The 15,409-nt window shown below is 70.9% G+C and carries 16 protein-coding genes; 10 read left to right on the forward strand and 6 right to left on the reverse strand.

Annotation, left to right across the window (positions count from 1 at the left end; all coding sequences use genetic code 11):
• The first annotated feature begins 33 nt into the window (after positions 1–33).
• Positions 34–1,380 (forward strand): amidohydrolase family protein, encoded by a 1,347-nt coding sequence (locus OIE67_RS48035; RefSeq protein WP_326633197.1) that lies wholly within the window; start codon positions 34–36, stop codon positions 1,378–1,380.
• Positions 1,381–1,522: 142 nt separating this feature from the next.
• On the opposite strand, the gene OIE67_RS48040 is transcribed toward OIE67_RS48035, so the two are convergent.
• Positions 1,523–2,020: a hypothetical protein gene (locus OIE67_RS48040; RefSeq protein ID WP_146178437.1), complete on the reverse strand. Its 498-nt coding sequence runs from the start codon at positions 2,018–2,020 to the stop codon at positions 1,523–1,525.
• 245 nt (positions 2,021–2,265) lie between these two features.
• Between OIE67_RS48040 and OIE67_RS48045 the strand changes: the two genes are divergently transcribed.
• A complete protein-coding gene (locus tag OIE67_RS48045) occupies positions 2,266–2,745 on the forward strand; it encodes an AAA family ATPase (RefSeq protein WP_326633199.1) in 480 nt (159 codons plus the stop codon).
• 137 nt (positions 2,746–2,882) lie between these two features.
• On the forward strand, positions 2,883–3,527 hold the full coding sequence (locus OIE67_RS48050; protein ID WP_326645714.1) for a DNA alkylation repair protein: 645 nt from the start codon (positions 2,883–2,885) through the stop codon (positions 3,525–3,527).
• A gap of 12 nt (positions 3,528–3,539) precedes the next feature.
• Here the strand turns inward: OIE67_RS48050 and OIE67_RS48055 are convergent, their stop codons facing one another.
• A complete protein-coding gene (locus OIE67_RS48055) occupies positions 3,540–4,748 on the reverse strand; it encodes a cytochrome P450 (RefSeq protein WP_326633202.1) in 1,209 nt (402 codons plus the stop codon).
• Positions 4,749–4,946: 198 nt separating this feature from the next.
• Between OIE67_RS48055 and OIE67_RS48060 the strand changes: the two genes are divergently transcribed.
• On the forward strand, positions 4,947–5,606 hold the full coding sequence (locus OIE67_RS48060) for a MarR family transcriptional regulator (protein WP_326633204.1): 660 nt from the start codon (positions 4,947–4,949) through the stop codon (positions 5,604–5,606).
• 81 nt (positions 5,607–5,687) lie between these two features.
• Here the strand turns inward: OIE67_RS48060 and OIE67_RS48065 are convergent, their stop codons facing one another.
• A complete protein-coding gene (locus OIE67_RS48065) occupies positions 5,688–6,752 on the reverse strand; it encodes a hypothetical protein (RefSeq protein WP_326633206.1) in 1,065 nt (354 codons plus the stop codon).
• A gap of 119 nt (positions 6,753–6,871) precedes the next feature.
• On the opposite strand from OIE67_RS48065, the gene OIE67_RS48070 reads away from it, so the two are divergent.
• The 3 genes from OIE67_RS48070 to OIE67_RS48080 are packed head-to-tail and all read left to right on the forward strand — an operon-like array spanning position 6,872 to position 9,137.
• Positions 6,872–7,534 (forward strand): TetR/AcrR family transcriptional regulator, encoded by a 663-nt coding sequence (locus tag OIE67_RS48070; RefSeq protein ID WP_326633208.1) that lies wholly within the window; start codon positions 6,872–6,874, stop codon positions 7,532–7,534.
• Complete coding sequence (locus OIE67_RS48075) at positions 7,531–8,121, forward strand: hypothetical protein (protein ID WP_326633210.1); 591 nt, start codon at positions 7,531–7,533, stop codon at positions 8,119–8,121. Before OIE67_RS48070 ends, OIE67_RS48075 begins: the two co-directional genes overlap by 4 nt.
• 8 nt (positions 8,122–8,129) lie before the next feature.
• Complete coding sequence (locus tag OIE67_RS48080; RefSeq protein WP_326633212.1) at positions 8,130–9,137, forward strand: TAXI family TRAP transporter solute-binding subunit; 1,008 nt, start codon at positions 8,130–8,132, stop codon at positions 9,135–9,137.
• A 111-nt stretch (positions 9,138–9,248) separates the two neighbouring features.
• Here the strand turns inward: OIE67_RS48080 and OIE67_RS48085 are convergent, their stop codons facing one another.
• Together OIE67_RS48085 and OIE67_RS48090 are read right to left on the reverse strand one after the other, a co-directional pair.
• On the reverse strand, positions 9,249–10,676 hold the full coding sequence (locus OIE67_RS48085) for a sensor histidine kinase (protein WP_326633214.1): 1,428 nt from the start codon (positions 10,674–10,676) through the stop codon (positions 9,249–9,251).
• Positions 10,677–10,682: 6 nt separating this feature from the next.
• The gene (locus tag OIE67_RS48090) at positions 10,683–11,366 is read right to left on the reverse strand and encodes a response regulator transcription factor (protein WP_106247341.1); all 684 of its coding nucleotides are present in this window, start codon (positions 11,364–11,366) and stop codon (positions 10,683–10,685) included.
• Between the two features lie 171 nt (positions 11,367–11,537).
• On the opposite strand from OIE67_RS48090, the gene OIE67_RS48095 reads away from it, so the two are divergent.
• Genes OIE67_RS48095 through OIE67_RS48105 form a run of 3 tightly spaced genes read left to right on the forward strand, consistent with a single transcriptional unit; the run spans position 11,538 to position 14,557 of the window.
• Positions 11,538–12,569, forward strand: a complete 1,032-nt coding sequence (locus tag OIE67_RS48095; RefSeq protein ID WP_326633217.1) for a tripartite tricarboxylate transporter substrate-binding protein — start codon at positions 11,538–11,540, stop codon at positions 12,567–12,569.
• A complete protein-coding gene (locus OIE67_RS48100) occupies positions 12,570–13,031 on the forward strand; it encodes a tripartite tricarboxylate transporter TctB family protein (RefSeq protein WP_106247342.1) in 462 nt (153 codons plus the stop codon).
• A 20-nt stretch (positions 13,032–13,051) separates the two neighbouring features.
• Entirely contained in the window at positions 13,052–14,557 is a 1,506-nt protein-coding gene (locus tag OIE67_RS48105; RefSeq protein ID WP_326633220.1) for a tripartite tricarboxylate transporter permease, read from the forward strand.
• Positions 14,558–14,560: 3 nt separating this feature from the next.
• Here OIE67_RS48105 and OIE67_RS48110 read toward each other — a convergent pair whose 3' ends face one another.
• Positions 14,561–15,346, reverse strand: coding sequence for a class I SAM-dependent methyltransferase (locus tag OIE67_RS48110; protein WP_326633222.1), 786 nt, complete (start codon positions 15,344–15,346; stop codon positions 14,561–14,563).
• Positions 15,347–15,409 lie beyond the last annotated feature (63 nt).

Raw genomic sequence — 15,409 nt, forward strand, 5'->3', positions numbered from 1 at the left:
TTGATGCATCAACTTCTAGGGGAAGGAACGCGCATGGCCATGAGGACAGTGGTGCGGGGTGGCATGGTGGTCAGTGTGGATCCGGACATTGGGGATCTGCCGCGAGGGGACGTGCTCATCGAGGACGGGCGGATCGCCGCGGTCGGTGTGACCGTGGACGCGGCCGACGCCGAGGTCGTGGATGCCACGGGCAAGATTGTGATGCCCGGGTTCGTGGACACCCACCGGCACACCTGGCAGACCGCGTTCCGCGGCATCGGCGCGGGTTGGACGTTCGAGCAGTACCACGTCGCCGTGCACGGCACGCTGCGCCCCCACTACCGGCCGGAGGACGTCTACCTGGGCAACCTGCTCGGCCGGATCGAGGCGCTGAGCTCGGGGGTCACGACCATGCTCGACTGGTTCCACTGCTCCGACCGTCCCGAGAACGCTGACGCCGCGATCCAGGCGCTGCGCGAGGCGCCCGGCCGCTCGGTGTTCTGCTACGGGGCCATCGGGCCGGACATCACGCCGGAGATCACGCGCGTACGGGCACAACTGCCGGACGACGGCATGGCGCTGGGCCTGCGCGGGCCGCAACTGAGCACCATGGACGAGACCGCCGCCGACGTCGCCCTGGCGCGCGAGCTCGGGTTGCGGGTGAGCGTGCACGTGCACGGCGGCACCGGCTGGCCCAGCGGCCGCCGCCCGGTCGCCGACATGTATGAACGTGGGCTGCTCGACGACCGTACGACCTTCGTGCACGGCAACGGCCTGTCCGACGACCAGGTGGCAATGCTGGCCGACGCGGGCTGTTCGGTGTCGATCAGCCCGGACGTCGAGCTGAAGATGGGCATCGGCTGGCCGGAGACCGGACGCATGCTGGCCGCCGGGATCCGTCCGTCGTTGTCGATCGACGACTGCCCGTCCGCGGGGGGAGACATGTTCGCCACCATGCGAACAGCTTTCGCCGTGCAGCGTGGCTTGGACAGCGGTCACACCCCGGTGGACGGCGGCCTGACGGCACGGGATGCCGTGGGGCGCGGCACGCTCACAACACGGGACGTCGTCAGTTTCGCCACGGTGGACGGCGCGCGGGCGTGCGGGCTGGAGGCGAAGACCGGCAGCATCACCGTCGGCAAGGACGCCGACCTGATCCTGCTCGACGCCGAGGACCCTTCCGTCTTCCCCGTCGGCGACCCCGTCGGCACCATCGTCGCCGCCGGTCATCCCGGCCTGGTGGACAGCGTCTTCGTCGCGGGCAGAGCGGTCAAACGGGACGGCCGGCTGCTCGGCGTGGATCTGCCGGCGCTGCGCGCACGGCTCCTGGAGTCGCGCGAACGCATCGCCGCGGCGGCCGGCGTCCCGGTCGACGGGTCCTGGGTGCCCGAGGCACGGTGAGCGGCCGGTGCGGCGACCCGTGCGGTGTCATGCGCGGGTGAGTGCGAGGCGTGGGCGCGAATGCGGGGCGCGGGCGACTCTCCTCTCGCAGCGGGCCCCGGGCAGGTGGCCGAAGACCACCTGCCCGGGCTCGAAGCGCCACTCAGTTGTACGGGTTGTCGTAGGTGAAGGACTTGGTACGGCTGTTGTACGTCTGGCCTGGATAGAACCAGCCCCCCGTCACGTACACAGTGATGTTGGTGATGGTAGAGGGGTGGGTGTACTCACCGTCGTGGTGGTACAGCGACAACTGGCATCCGGCCGGAGCGGGCGACGTGCTCGTCTGGCCCGGATAGAACGTGCTGCTGCCGTTGACGGAGACGTAGAGGTTCGGCTTGGGATAGGCCCCGCTGCCCCAGCACAGCCGGAGCGCGTACCTGAACTTCGTGTTCCCGTCGTCGAACGCGACCGTGCCGGTCACCTGGGCGAGCATGAGCGGCGGGCCGGCGTTCGAGGTCACCGTGATGGAAACGGGCTGGTCCGGACCGTAAGTGGCGTGGGCGGGGGTGACGGGCATCAGGATCGCCGCGAGGGTGGCGATGACGATGGCGACAGAGCCGGCCGCGCGACGTGCTGGCGAACGTGTCAATTCCAACCTCATCTCTTCAATGATGTCGGTGGAGCCCGCCCGGAGAGTACGGTCGAGGGCCCAGGCCGTCCAGAGAGGCGGGTCGGGGGCGGCTGATTCGGCCCGGCGTTAAGGGCTGCGAAGGGACCAGGGGGAGCGGGGCGAGGTCTGCTCACCAGGCCGGGGATCGGCCCCGCGGAGCCGTATTGCCGGCGCGAATGTTGAAAGTTTCATCGTCGCGCGCGCCCGGCGGACGTGGCTGAGGGCAGACTTCGAGGATGGTGAAGATCCTGATCACGGGGATGTCGGGCACTGGCAAGTCCACGGCGTCGGAGATGCTGGCCGCCAGGGGGCATCGCGCCGTCGATACGGACACCGACCGGTGGAGCCGCTGGGAGACCCTGCCCGACGGGACGGCCGACTGGGTGTGGCAGGAGCCGGCCATCAGCGAACTGCTCGCCGAACACCGTGAGGGCGCCCTCTTCGTGGCGGGCTGCAAGTCCAACCAGGGGCGGTTCTATCCGCACTTCGACCACGTCGTCCTGCTCAGTGCGCCCGCCGAGATCATGCTGGCCCGGATCGCGACCAGGACCAACAACCCCTTCGGCAAGCGTCCTGAGGAACGTGCGGCCATCCTGCGGGATCTGGCCGACGTCGAGCCGCTGCTCAGGGCGACGTGCACGGTGGAGATCGACACGTCCACGCCGATCGACGAGGTCGTCCGGCGGCTTGAGAGGCTGGCGGGGGTGGTGTCGTGACGAGCAGACAGGTCGTCAGTACGGCAGCACGGCGGGCTCCGTCGTAGGCTGCCAGCACGGGACGGAACGGACAGGAGGCTGACGTGGCTCAGACGACGGTGGCCAAGACGGCGCCCCAGACGACGGTGGCCGAGGTCATGGCCGAGCTGGCCGGGCTCGAAGACGCTCAGGCGCGTGAGGTGAACGAGCGGCACGGCGACGATCACGGCGTCAACCTCGGCAAGCTCCGCGCCGTCGCCAAGCGCCTGAAGACGCAGCACGAGCTCGCCTGCCGCCTCTGGGAGACGGACGACACCGCGGCCAGGCTGCTGGCGCTGCTCATCTGCCGCCCGAAGGCGTTCTCGCGGGCCGAGCTGGACGCCATGATCCGTGAGACGCGCGCGCCCAAGGTGCACGACTGGCTGGTCAACTACGTGGTGAAGAAGAGCCCGCACGCCGAGGAGCTGCGGGTGGCCTGGTTCGCCGATCCCGATCCGGTGGTGGCGAGTGCCGGCTGGGCGCTGACCACCGAGCGGGTGGCCAAGAAGCCCGAGGGCCTCGACCTGCCCGCGCTGCTCGACGTCATCGAGGCGGAGATGCGGGACGCCCCGGATCGCCTGCAGTGGGCGATGAACCACTGTCTGGCCCAGATCGGCATCGACCACGCCCAGCACCGCGCCCGTGCCCTCGACATCGGCGAGCGCCTGGAGGTGCTCAAGGACTATCCGACGTCCCCGGGGTGCACGTCTCCGTTCGCGCCGACTTGGATCAACGAGATCGTCCGCAGGCAGCAGGCCGGGTGAAAGGCCGCGAGATCAGGCGTCCCAGGTGACGGGGAGGCTCTTGAGCCCGTAGATGTCGGCGGTCTCCGGGCGTACGGCGACCTCTTCCGCGGGTACGGCCAGCCGCAGGCTGGGGAAGCGGTTGAGCAGCGCGGGGAAGGCGACCCGCAGCTCGACGCGGGCCAGCTGCTGGCCCAGGCACTGGTGGATGCCGTGGCCGAAGGCCAGGTGGCCGCCGTCCCGCCGGCCGAGGTCGAGCACGTGCGGGTCGGCGAAGCGCTCGGGGTCACGGTTGGCGGTGTTGTACGACAGGATGAGCGTCGTACCGGCCTTGACGCTCTGCCCGCCCAGCTCGACGTCCTCCAGCGTCACCCTGGTGAACGTCTTGGCCACGCTCAGATAGCGCAGCAGCTCCTCCACCGCCGGTTCGGTGAGCGCGGGATCGGCGCGCAGCGCGGCCAGCTGCTCCGGGTTGCGCAGCAGCGCGAAGGTGCCCAGGGCCAGCATGTTCGCGGTGGTGTCGAATCCGGCCGACAGCAGGATCAGCGCCATCCCGCGCAGCTCCTCGTCGGTGAGGTCGCTGTCGAGCAGGTCGCTGAGCACATCGTCGGTGGGGTTGGCGCGCTTGGCGGCGACCAGCTCGGCGAGGTACTGCTGAGTGGCGAGGTAGGCCGCGTACAGCTCCTCGTCGGTCGCCTCTCCGCCGAGGAACATGTCGATGTTCTCCTGGAAGGAGCCTCTGTCCTCGTACGGAACTCCGAGCAGCTCGCAGATGACGACCGCGGGGATGGGCTTGGCGAACGCGGTGACCAGGTCCGCCGGCGGCCCGGCCTGCTCCATCGCGTCCAGGTGCGCGGCGGTGATCTGCTCCACGCGCTCGGTGAGCAGCCGCATCCGCCGTACGGTGAACTTGCCCACCAGCGGCTTGCGGTAGCGGCTGTGCTGGGGCTCGTCCATCAGCAGGAACTCGCCGGGCGGCGCCGGGGGGACCTCGATGTCGCCGTAGTCGATCAGTGGGTGGTGGCGCATCAGCTCCTTGCGCGAGCTGAACCTGGGGTCGGCCAGCACCGATCGGACCAGGTCGTAGCCGGTGACCAGCCAGCCCTCGTGTCCGCCGGGGAAGAGGTAACGGCTGATCGGGCCGTGCTCGCGGGCCTGGAGCAGCTCCTTGGGCGGGTCGAAGGGGCAGCCGGGCGGCCGCGCGGTCGGCAGCGCCGGCGCGGTGTGGACGGTTTCGCTCATGCCTGGTCCTGCTTTCGCGATAGTACGTGTTCGGCTCAGCATGAAAGCTACGTTGCATTCGCAACAACGTCAATCGACCTAAGGTTGTTTGCCCAGCTAAAAGCCGATAAATCGGTGCAATGACGCTGTGCGCGAACGCAATGTAGCGTTGCAATGACTGCTGACGAAGGCAATACTGGCGGCATGCCAGGAGGACGGTTGACCCAGCGCGAACGCCAGCACATCGCGGCCGGCCTGACCGGCGGGCTCTCCTACGCCGAGATCGCCCGGCGGCTCGACCGGCCGACGTCGACGGTCAGCCGGGAGGTCGCACGCAACGGCGGCCCCGGCGGCTACCGGCCCCAGCAGGCACACCAGGCGACGGTCCGGCGAGCCCGGCGGGGCACGCCGGCGCCTCCGCGCGGGGACGGATCGCCGGGCAGCGCGATGGAGGCGGAGATCCTGGACCTGGCGATCAGGACGGGGCTGCCGAAACTGACCGCGCGCGTCCACCTCGACCTGCTGCTGGCCGAGGACGGCAGGCGCACCGCGGCCGAGCTGACCAGCAGGCTCAAGGTCAGCCCCGCGTCCGTCTCGGTGGCCGTCAACTACCTGGTCGAGCAGGGGTACGTCCGGCGCGAGCGCGACCCGCGGCGGCGCCGCGACATCTACGTGGTCGACGACGAGGCCTGGTACCGGTCGGTGGTGATCGGCGCCCGGCAGACCCTGGAGACGGTGCGGGCCGCGCTGGCGGCGAAGGAGACGTTCGGCCCCGACAGCGCCGTGGGGCGGCGGCTGGCCAAGGGCGGGGTGTTCCTGGAAAGGGTCTGCCTCGACATGCTGGAGTCGGCCGAGCGCTCACGGCACCTCCTGGCGTGACGTTCCGCTCCTGCAACAGCTCGGTCGTCCGGCGAGCCTGACCGGGGTCACCGATGGTGCGGCCACGGCCGCTGACTCTGACTAAGAGGACGGTGCGGGTTCGTCCGTTCGGGTGCCGGCGTAATAGGCGGCGACCGCGGCGAACGCCTCCTTGGGCTCCCAGGGCATGCCGGGATAGGTGGCGCCGGTGCGGCCCGGTTCGAGGACCTTGACGATCCCGATGCTGGCCAGGTCGAGGTCGTCGCGGGGGTCGCCGTCGGGGCGGTGCGGGTAGTTGTAGAGGGCGAAGAGGTAGAGGAAGGCGCTGTCGACCCCCTCGCCGTCGAAGATGTCGAGCAGTTCGACCAGGTATGCGGCCTGCCCGGCCTCGTCGCGCTCGTACACGCCGTCGATGCGGGTGACGCCGGTGGCCTCGTCGTGGCGGGCGATCTCCATGCTGCGCGGGGCGACGTCGGGGGCCCCGCGCCAGGTCGCGCAGGCGAAGCCGGTGATCGCGACGGGCTTGTGCTGCGCGGTGACGATGTCGCGTACGCCGCTGCGGAACCGGTCGGCGACCTCGGCGGAGCGGATGAGTTCGAGCGTGACGAAGTCGAACAGGTCCCAGTCGACCTGCTCGAACTGGATGGCGGCGTACGTCACCTTCCCCTGGAAGCGGTCACGTACGGAAGGCACGACCTCGCGGAAGAAGGCGTTGAGCCGGGTGCTGACGGCGGCGAGCCGTTCCGGCCTGCGCTCCGGGTCGGCCAGCAGGTGGCCGAGCCGCTCGGCGATGGTGTCGCCGTCGATGAACCCCCGGTTCATGATGCTCAGCTCGACGCCGGCCACGAACACGACCTCCGCCCCTTCTGCCCTGAGTCGCTCGGCCCGCTCCGCGCAGTCGGCGAACAGCGTGCGGATCTCGGCGGGCGTCAGCTCCAGCGGGTACGGCGAGAACCAGACCTCCAGCCCGAGCCGGGCGGCGTGGCGTGCGGCGATCTCCAGCCGGTCGGGGTCGCCGCCGACGATGTGGACCGCGTCGCAGTGCAGGTCGTCGCGGATGATGGTCAGCTCTCGCAGGACCGTCTCGGGGTCGAAGGGCTCGCGGGAGCTGGGCTGACCGGGAGCGCTGATGAAGCCGGTGTCGTAGGCGATGCCCTTGGCTCGCATGGGGGATCAGGTCCTTTCGTAGGAGACGAGGGCTCGACCGTACCGTCAAAACGTGCGTGCGCGCAAAATTGCGTGTGCGCATATTGCGCGGAGGCAGGCGATCCTGGAAGGGTGGTGGGGTGAGTACACGCCGTCCGGGCCTGCGGGAGCGGAAGAAACAGGCCACGAGGGAGGCGCTCCGGGTCGCCGCCCTGCGGCTCGCGCTGGAGCAGGGGCCGGAGAACGTCCGCGTCGACGACATCGCCGAGGCAGCGGGGGTGTCCCCGAGGACGTACAACAACTACTTCTCCAGCCGCGAGCAGGCGATCGTCGCGGCGGTCACCGCGGACAGGGAGTCACGCATCGCCGCGGCCGTGACCGCCCGTCCGGCGGGCGTCCGCCTGTCCGACGCCGTGATCGACGCCGTCGTCGAGCAGTTCACGGATCCGGGCGACGAGGCGCGTGACGTGCTGCTGATGATCACGGCCAGCCCGGCCCTGCGCGAGACCTACGCCGAGACCGCGGGCTCGCTGGCCGGGCCGCTCGCGGAGGCGCTGGTCGAGCGTACGGGCGGCATGGACCGGCTCGCGGCCGAGGTGCTGGCCGCCTGCGTCGGTACGGCGGCCAAGCTCGCGCTCCAGTCCTGGCTGTCGGCGGCGGGCGCGTCGGCGGGCGGGCTGATGGTGTTGTCCGGCTCGCTGCCCGACCTGATGCGGGCGGCCTTGTCGCCGCTCGCCCCGGCGCTCGACGCCGCCGCCCCTACGAGTCCGGCCCGTGAACAGAGCGGTGATGGTCAGAGATGAACAAGATCGGTCCGCTGGTGCTCGCCGAGGTGTTCCTGCTGGTGGCGGCGTGTGGAGGTCAAGAGCCTGTGAGCGTACGGGCGACGCCCGCGCCGGCCACCCCCGCGCCGGCCACCTCCGCGCCGCCTGCCACTGTGGGGCTGCGCAAGAGTGACATCCGCTGGAACGGCGAAGGGGATCCGTACAACGCCATGGCCGAGCTGGCCGACGGGCGGCGGGTGGCCATGCACTATCGGCGCGGCAAGGGGCTGTTCGAGCAGCACTCCAGCGGCCCGACCGGTACCTGGACGCGACCGCGCCTCATCTACGGCACGAAGACCGAGGCGTGTCAGGGCATCGAGCTCCGGGTTTTCGGAAAGACCGTCGCGGCCATCGCGGACTTCGGCCATTACTGCTCGGACGGAGAGCCGCCGATGGAGTCCATCGCTGCCGTGGGTGTGGGCAACCTGCGCACATGGGCGCACCACCTGACGCGGAGCTTCGACGGCTGGGAGCGGATCTCGGCGGGCGACGGTGGCGATCAGATCACCTTCAAGCGCGGATCGTCCGTGTTGCGGTGGAGCAGGACCGGCGGGTTCACGAAGTGAGCGCGAGGGTGCCCGTCCCTCAGGCGAGCGGAGCGAGCGCGAAGACGCTCGTCCGCAAGGTCGGCGGAGGGTTACGGCTCAGCCGGCGGGCGGTGCTGCTGGCCGCCGGGGGCGTGCTCGCGGGCTGCTCCGCCCGGCGCTCCGACGCCGGCCGCACCCATCTACGGCTGGCCACCGGACCGGCGGGCGCGGTGTACCGGCGGATCGGCGGGGCGCTGGCCGAGCACATCTCCGAGCAGGTGCCCGGCGCCACGGTGGTCACCGTGCCGAGCGGGGCGTCCACCGACAACATCCAGCTGTTACGGGCGGGGGCGGTGCACCTGGGCCTGACCAGCCTCGACGCCCTGATCACGGCCGACGGCAGCACGCCGGGCGGGCTCTCGGCGATCTGCCGCCTGTACGACAGCCACCTGCACCTGGTCGTCATGGCCGGTTCGCGGATCAGGAAGTTCCGTGACCTGCACGGCAAACGCATCTCCCTCGGCGCCCGCGACTCGGGCACGGAGTTCACCTCGCTGCGGCTGCTGCGGCTCGGCCGGGTGGAGACGGACGGCCGCTACCTCAGTCAGGCCGAGTCGGCGGCGGCGCTGCGCGACGGCACGATCGACGCGATGTTCTCCCTGACCGGCGTCCCGACGCCGGCCATCACCGAGTTGGCGCAGCGGCACGCGATCCGGCTGATCCCGATGGACGAGCAGGCGGACGGGCTGTTCACGGCGTTCCCCGGCCCGTACGCGCCCGCCATGATCCCGGCGACCGCCTACACCGGCGTCCCCGCGACCCGGACCGTGGCGGTGCCGAACGTGCTGCTCGCCCGCGATGATCTGCCCGCCGACCTGGTGTACGCCATCACCGACACGGTCTTCACGCACACCCGCACCATCACCTCGGCCAGCCGCGACGCGGCCGAGGCCGTTCCCGAGGCGTGGCAGATCAACGTGCGCACGGGGATCGCCACCGCCTCGGCTCCGCTGCATCCTGGCGCGGCCGCCTGGTTCAAAGAACGCAAACGCTGAACGTCATCGCCGAACGCAAACGCTGAACACCGCGTCGTACGCGAACGCTGAGGTCGGCTCGCCTTCAAGGCACGATCGGCGAGCGCGACCACGTCCAGCCCATGAGCGCGATCAGCTCGTCTGACTCACGACCGGCAACGCGACCACCGCGGCGAAGCCGTGCCCCTCCCCGCCCGCCCGCGGCAGGCCGTCCTCCAGCCGTAGCTCACCCCCCGCCGCCCCGACCAGATCGGCGCAGATCGCCAGCCCCAGCCCGGTCCCCGGCACGTTCTGATGCCGCGGCGACCGCCAGAACCGCCGCAGCGCCTGAGCCCGTTCCGACACGTCGATCCCCTGCCCGTCGTCACGGACGGCGATCTCGACGGCTCCACCGGCGCCCGCCCCGTCGGGGACGGCGACGCGGGCACTGACCTCAACCAGCCGGGCGTCCGACAATCGCAACGCGTTGCTGATCAGCTCGTCCAGGATGCTGCCCAGCCCGCCGGGCGGCTCCAGCAGCCGCAGCCCGGCCGGCACCTCGACGGTCAAGGTCTGCCCGGCCGTCGCCGTCAGCGCCCGCCACCGCTCCACCCGGGTCGCCAGTACCGCGTCCAGGTCGACGGGCGACGCCGTTCTGATGCTCTCCATCCGGGCGCTGGCCTGCAGTGAGTTCAGCATCCGCTGCATCGCCTTGAGCTCGTCCACGGCGACGTCGTACACCTGACGCCCTTCGCCGTTCTCCCGCAGGTGCGGCTCCAGGCTCTCGACGGCCAGCCGGAGGCTGGTCAGCGGGTTGCGCAGCTGGTGCGAGGCGTCCGAGACGAACGCCCGCTGCCGCTGCACGGCGTTCTCGACCGCGTCCATCATGGTGTTGAACGACTCCGCCAGCCGCCGCAGCTCGACCGGGCCCGCCTCGGCGTCGGCCCGGGTGGTGAGGTCGCCCTGGGAGATGCGCGAGCTCGCCGCGTCCAGCTCGCGCACCGGCCGCAGCACCCACGCCGACACCGGCCAGGCCACGGCCGTCAGCGCGACCAGGGGGAGCAGGCCGAGCGCGGCGAGCTGGGCCCACCGCACGAGGATGCCCTGCCGGGTCTTCGACAGGTCGGAGATGGTCACGACGGCGCCGACGACCTCGCTGTCGCGGCCCACCGGCTCGGCGACCACGAGCGCGGAGTCGTCCCATGGCGCCCAGTCGCCGGACGGCTCCGGTCTCGTCCCGGCCAGCGCCGCGGTCACGATGCGCGGCAGCGCGGGCTCGTTCCTGGCCGCCTTCTGGTACGCGCCCACAGGGCCGATCAGCACCGTGCCCGAGGTGTCGATGACCGCGACCGGGATGCCGTAGAGCTCGTGGTAGCGGGCCAGCTCCCGGTGCAGCGCCTCGGTCCTGCCGGTGGACAGCGCGGTCTCGGCCAGCGAGGCGAACCTGCCGACGTCGTTGAGCCGGTCGACGTACGTCTCCTGGATCTCCCGCTCGGCCACGCTGACGCTGAGCGGCACCCCGAGCGCGGCGACGAGCAGCACCGCGAGGGGCACGAGGACGACCAGCAGGCGACGATGCACGGGAGGTCAGCCGATCAGCTCCGGATGGTCGGCCAGGAGCCGATATCCGACCCCGTGGATCGTGCGGATGATGACGGCGGGCCCGAGTTTGTGGCGTAACGCGGCGATGTGGGTGTCGAGGGTACGGCTGGAGGACTCCCAGGTCGCGCCCCAGATCTGGTCGAGGATGACGTCGCGGCTCACCACGTTGGGCGCCCGGCGGGCCAGCAGCAGGAGCAGCTCGAACTCCTTGCGGGTCAGCGTCACGGGCGTGTCCTCGACGGTGACCTCGCGGGTGCCGACGCCGATCCGCATCGGGCCGAGGACGAGCGGCTCGTCGGGGTGGCTCAGGGCGCGGGCCACCCTGGTGCGCCGCAGCACGGCGTCGATCCTGGCCAGCAGCTCGGGGATGCCGAACGGCTTGACGATGTAGTCGTCGGCGCCGGCGCGCAGGCCGCGGACCCGTTCGTGCTCCTCGGAGCGGGCGGTCACGGCGATGACGGCGGTCTCGGGGCGGTCGCGGAGCTTGCGGATCACGTCCAGCCCGTCGCCGTCGGGCAGGCCCAGGTCGACGAGGACCACGTCGGACGGTGCGGCGCGGACCGCCTCGGCCGCGGTGGCCAGGCGATGCACCTCGAAACCCGCCTGAGCCAGGACCGTGACCAGGCCCCGCGCCACGCGGTCGTCATCCTCGATGATGGTGATCCGCATACCGGATTGTACGACCGGCGTCCCTACCAGCGTCACCCCCCGAGTTCTTGGGATTTCTCTGACATCAGGCGCATTCCTTGGGATTCCTCTGACACCATCCGCGCTCCCGCCATTCGAGACTGAGTCGGCGCACTCATCGAAATATGCGCATGTGCGACGAGGAGACGCGACATGAAGACGTTCCGCACGTACAGGACCGCCACGCGGATGATCACCGCGATCGGTGTGGTCACGCTCGTCGCGGCCTGCTCCGGCAACGGCGGCGCGGGCGGGGGCACGACGGCCGCGGCCGGCGCCGGCTACCCGGAGCAGAACATCACGATCGTCGTGCCGTTCAGCGCGGGCGGCCCCACCGACACCGTCACCCGCCTGATCGCCACACCCATGGCGGCCAAGCTCGGCGGCAAGATCGTCGTGCAGAACGTCGAGGGCGCCGGCGGCACGGTCGGCGCCGGCGAGGTCTCGCGGGCGGAGGCCGACGGCTACACCGTGCTCATGCACCACATCGGCATGTCGACGGCGCCCGCGCTCTACCAGAACCTCGGCTACCAGCCGGTCGAGAGCTTCGAGACGATCGGCCTGGTCACCGAGGTGCCGATGACGATCGTGGCCCGCAAGGACTTCGAGCCCAAGACCCTGCAGGAGCTGGTCACCTACGTGAAGGCCAACTCCGGCAAGGTCACCCTGGCCAACGCCGGCATCGGCGCCGCCTCCCACCTGTGCGGCCTGCTCTTCCAGAGCGCCACCGGCGTCAAACTGCAGGAGGTCCCGTACGAGGGCACCGGCCCCGCGCTGACCGACCTCGTCGGCGGCCAGGTCGACTTCATGTGCGACCAGACCACCAACACCAGCGGCCAGATCACGGCGGGCGAGGTGAAGGCGTACGCGGTCACCACGCCTGAGCGGGTGAAGAGCCTGCCCGACCTGCCCACCACCACCGAGGGCGGGCTGCCCGACCTCAAGGTCAGCGTCTGGCACGGCCTCTACGCGCCGAAGGGCACGCCGAAGGAGGTCGTGCAGAAGCTGTCCGAGGCGCTGCAGGCGGCCCTGGCCGACCAGAAGGTCATCGACCAGATGGCCAAGCTCGGCACCGCCCCGGTCCCGGCCGCGGACGCGACGCCGCAGGCGCACCTGACCAAGCTCCAGGAGCAGCTCGGCACCTGGGCGAAGGTCATCGCCGACGCCGGCGTGAAGGCCTCCTGAGTGGAGCGCCGCCGCTCTCTTCCCGACGTCCTCGCCGGGGGGATCTTCATCCTGATCGGTGGCGCGTTCGTGGCGGGGGCGCTCGGCTACGAGCTGGGCACCCCGCTGCGGATGGGCCCCGGAGCCTTCCCGCTGCTCGTCGGCCTGATCGTGGCCGGGCTGGGCCTGGCCATCGTGGTCAAGGGCCTCGTCGCCGGCGAGGTGATCGCGTTCGGGCCGGTCCCGTGGCGGGCGGTCGCCGTCATCACGGTCGCGGTCCTGTTCTTCGGCTTCACCGTACGCGGCCTCGGGTTCGTGCCGACCTCGGCGGTGACGGCCCTGCTCACCACGCTGGCCAGCACGCGCGTACGGCCGCTCATGGCCGTGGCCGTGGCGGCCGGGCTGACCGCGGCCAGCACGCTCATCTTCGTCGTCGGACTCCAGCTGCGGATCCCGCTCGTGGGCCCGTGGCTGGGATTCTGACGCGGCTTCCGGATTGAGGCATGGAACTCCTCGACAACCTCGCCCTGGGCTTCTCCACCGCCCTCCTGGTCCAGAACGTCCTCTACTGCTTCGTGGGAGTGCTGCTCGGCACGGCGGTCGGCGTGCTGCCCGGCATCGGTCCGACGGCGACGGTGGCGATGCTGCTGCCGATCACGTTCAGCTTCGAGCCGGTCACCGCGCTGATCATGCTGGCCGGCATCTACTACGGCGCCCAGTACGGCGGCTCGACGACCGCCATCCTGATCAACCTGCCCGGCGAGTCGTCGGCAGCGGTCACCGCGCTCGACGGGCACGAGATGGCCAGACAGGGCCGGGCCGGCGCGGCGCTGGCCGCCGCCGCGGTCGGGTCCTTCATCGCGGGCACGATCGCCACCGTCGCGCTCGCCGTCGCCGCGCCGCCGCTGGCCCGCGTCGCGCTGCAGTTCGGCCCGGCCGAGTACTTCGCGCTGGTGCTGCTCGGCCTGATCGTGTCGATCGCGCTGGCCCGCGGCACGGCGCTCAAGGCGCTGGCCATGATCGCGCTCGGCGTCCTGCTCGGCACCGTCGGCCAGGACATCTACACCGGCACCCCGCGCTTCGTGTTCGACCAGCGCGAACTGTACGGCGGCATCGACTTCGTCTCCGTCGCCGTCGGCATGTTCGGGCTGGCCGAGATCCTGCGCAACCTGGAGAACGAGCAGACCCGCGCGGCCGTCATCGGCAGGGTGAAGAACCTCTGGCCGACCCGCGAGGACCGGCGCAGGATCGTCGGCCCCATCCTGCGCGGCACCGGTCTCGGCGCCGCGCTCGGCGTCCTGCCTGGCGGCGGCCACGTGCTGGCCTCGTTCACCTCGTACGCGGTCGAGAAGCGGATCTCGAAGCGGCGGGAGGAGTTCGGCAGCGGCGCGATCGAAGGCGTGGCCGGCCCCGAGTCGGCGAACAACGCCGCCGCGCAGACCTCGTTCATCCCGCTGCTCACCCTGGGCCTGCCCGCCCATCCGGTGATGGCGCTGATGGTCGGCGCGTTCATCGTGCACGGCATCACCCCGGGACCGAACGTCATCACCGACGAGCCCGCGCTGTTCTGGGGGCTGATCGCGTCGATGTGGATCGGGAACGTGCTGCTCGTGCTGCTGAACCTGCCGCTGATCGGCATCTGGGTGCGCATGCTGCACATTCCGTACCAGGTGCTGTTCCCGATGATCATCCTGTTCGCGTCGATCGGCACGTACTCGCTGGGCTTCAACGCCTACGACGTCTACGCGATCGTCTTCTTCGGGCTCCTCGGGTACGTCCTGATCAAGTGCGGCTGCGAGCCGGCGCCGCTGCTGCTCGGCTTCGTCCTCGGGCCGCTGCTGGAGGAGAACCTGCGCCGGGCGCTGATCATCTCCCGCGGCGACGCGTCGGTCTTCCTGACCCGGCCGATCTCCGCGGTGCTCCTGGCCCTGACCGTGGCGGCGCTCGTCGTCGCCGTGCTGCCCGCGATCCGGCGGCGGCGCGAGGTCGTGTTCACCGAGGAGGAGTAGTGCTCAACGCCGCCAGACGAACTCCAGCCACGGCGGAGCCACCGCCATGAAATGGTGCCAGGTCCCCGGCTCCGCCTCGGCGTCGCCGTCATCGACCTCGGCCAGGAAACGCAGCGTGAAGCCCTCGGCGACCAGGCTGTTGACGATGCGGCTCAGCGTCTGCCGGTATTCGCGGGGCCGCTGGACGGCCCGGCCGCCCGGCTCGCGCTCGTAGACCCAGTCCTGGTCGGGGTAGCTCGTCTCGGCGCCGTCCTCGTAGGGCTGGTCGAGTGTGTAGCCGGCGCCGTTCCAGGCGTGGTGGGTGAGCCCGGAGTAGAACGGGTTGGCGCACATCAGGTAGTAGTGGCCGCCCGCCGCGACGACGCCGGCCACCTCGCGGAACACGACCCGCGCGTCGGGGACGAAGGTCAGTGAGTACGGATGCCAGACCAGGTCGAACGAGGAGCCGCGGAGGGCCGACAGATCCCGCATGTCCCCCTGGACCGTGCGGATGCCGACGCCGTAGTGGTCGGCCGCCTGGCGGTCGCGCTCCAACTGCCCCGAGGAGATGTCGAAGACGGTCACGTCCGCGCCGAGCAGGGCGAACGCCGCGGACTGCTGGCCGCCGCCGCTGGCCAGGCAGAGCACCCTGCGGCCCGCCACGTCACCGGGCAGGCCGAGCCGTTCGAGGCCGAGGTAGCCGCGGGCGCTGTCCTGGTCCAGGTCGAGCATGGGCCTGGTGAACAGGGCGTCCGCCTCGACCAGGGCCTGCCAGCGCTCTTCGTTGTAGCGATAGACACCGTCCCGCATGGCGGACAGCGTAGCGATCTTCCTGGTACGTCGTCGAGCGCGCGGTTGACACCGGGGGGCGGG

This window comes from Nonomuraea fuscirosea, assembly GCF_035917475.1.
Taxonomy (GTDB): domain Bacteria; phylum Actinomycetota; class Actinomycetes; order Streptosporangiales; family Streptosporangiaceae; genus Nonomuraea; species Nonomuraea fuscirosea.

Coding starts and splice junctions, on each gene's coding strand:
- OIE67_RS48035 (WP_326633197.1), top strand. CDS start 34: ATGGCCATGAGGACAGTGGTGCGGGGTGGCATGGTGGTCAGTGTGGAT.
- OIE67_RS48040 (WP_146178437.1), bottom strand. CDS start 2,020: ATGAGGTTGGAATTGACACGTTCGCCAGCACGTCGCGCGGCCGGCTCT.
- OIE67_RS48045 (WP_326633199.1), top strand. CDS start 2,266: ATGGTGAAGATCCTGATCACGGGGATGTCGGGCACTGGCAAGTCCACG.
- OIE67_RS48050 (WP_326645714.1), top strand. CDS start 2,883: ATGGCCGAGCTGGCCGGGCTCGAAGACGCTCAGGCGCGTGAGGTGAAC.
- OIE67_RS48055 (WP_326633202.1), bottom strand. CDS start 4,748: ATGAGCGAAACCGTCCACACCGCGCCGGCGCTGCCGACCGCGCGGCCG.
- OIE67_RS48065 (WP_326633206.1), bottom strand. CDS start 6,752: ATGCGAGCCAAGGGCATCGCCTACGACACCGGCTTCATCAGCGCTCCC.
- OIE67_RS48075 (WP_326633210.1), top strand. CDS start 7,531: ATGAACAAGATCGGTCCGCTGGTGCTCGCCGAGGTGTTCCTGCTGGTG.
- OIE67_RS48090 (WP_106247341.1), bottom strand. CDS start 11,366: ATGCGGATCACCATCATCGAGGATGACGACCGCGTGGCGCGGGGCCTG.
- OIE67_RS48095 (WP_326633217.1), top strand. CDS start 11,538: ATGAAGACGTTCCGCACGTACAGGACCGCCACGCGGATGATCACCGCG.
- OIE67_RS48105 (WP_326633220.1), top strand. CDS start 13,052: ATGGAACTCCTCGACAACCTCGCCCTGGGCTTCTCCACCGCCCTCCTG.
- OIE67_RS48110 (WP_326633222.1), bottom strand. CDS start 15,346: ATGCGGGACGGTGTCTATCGCTACAACGAAGAGCGCTGGCAGGCCCTG.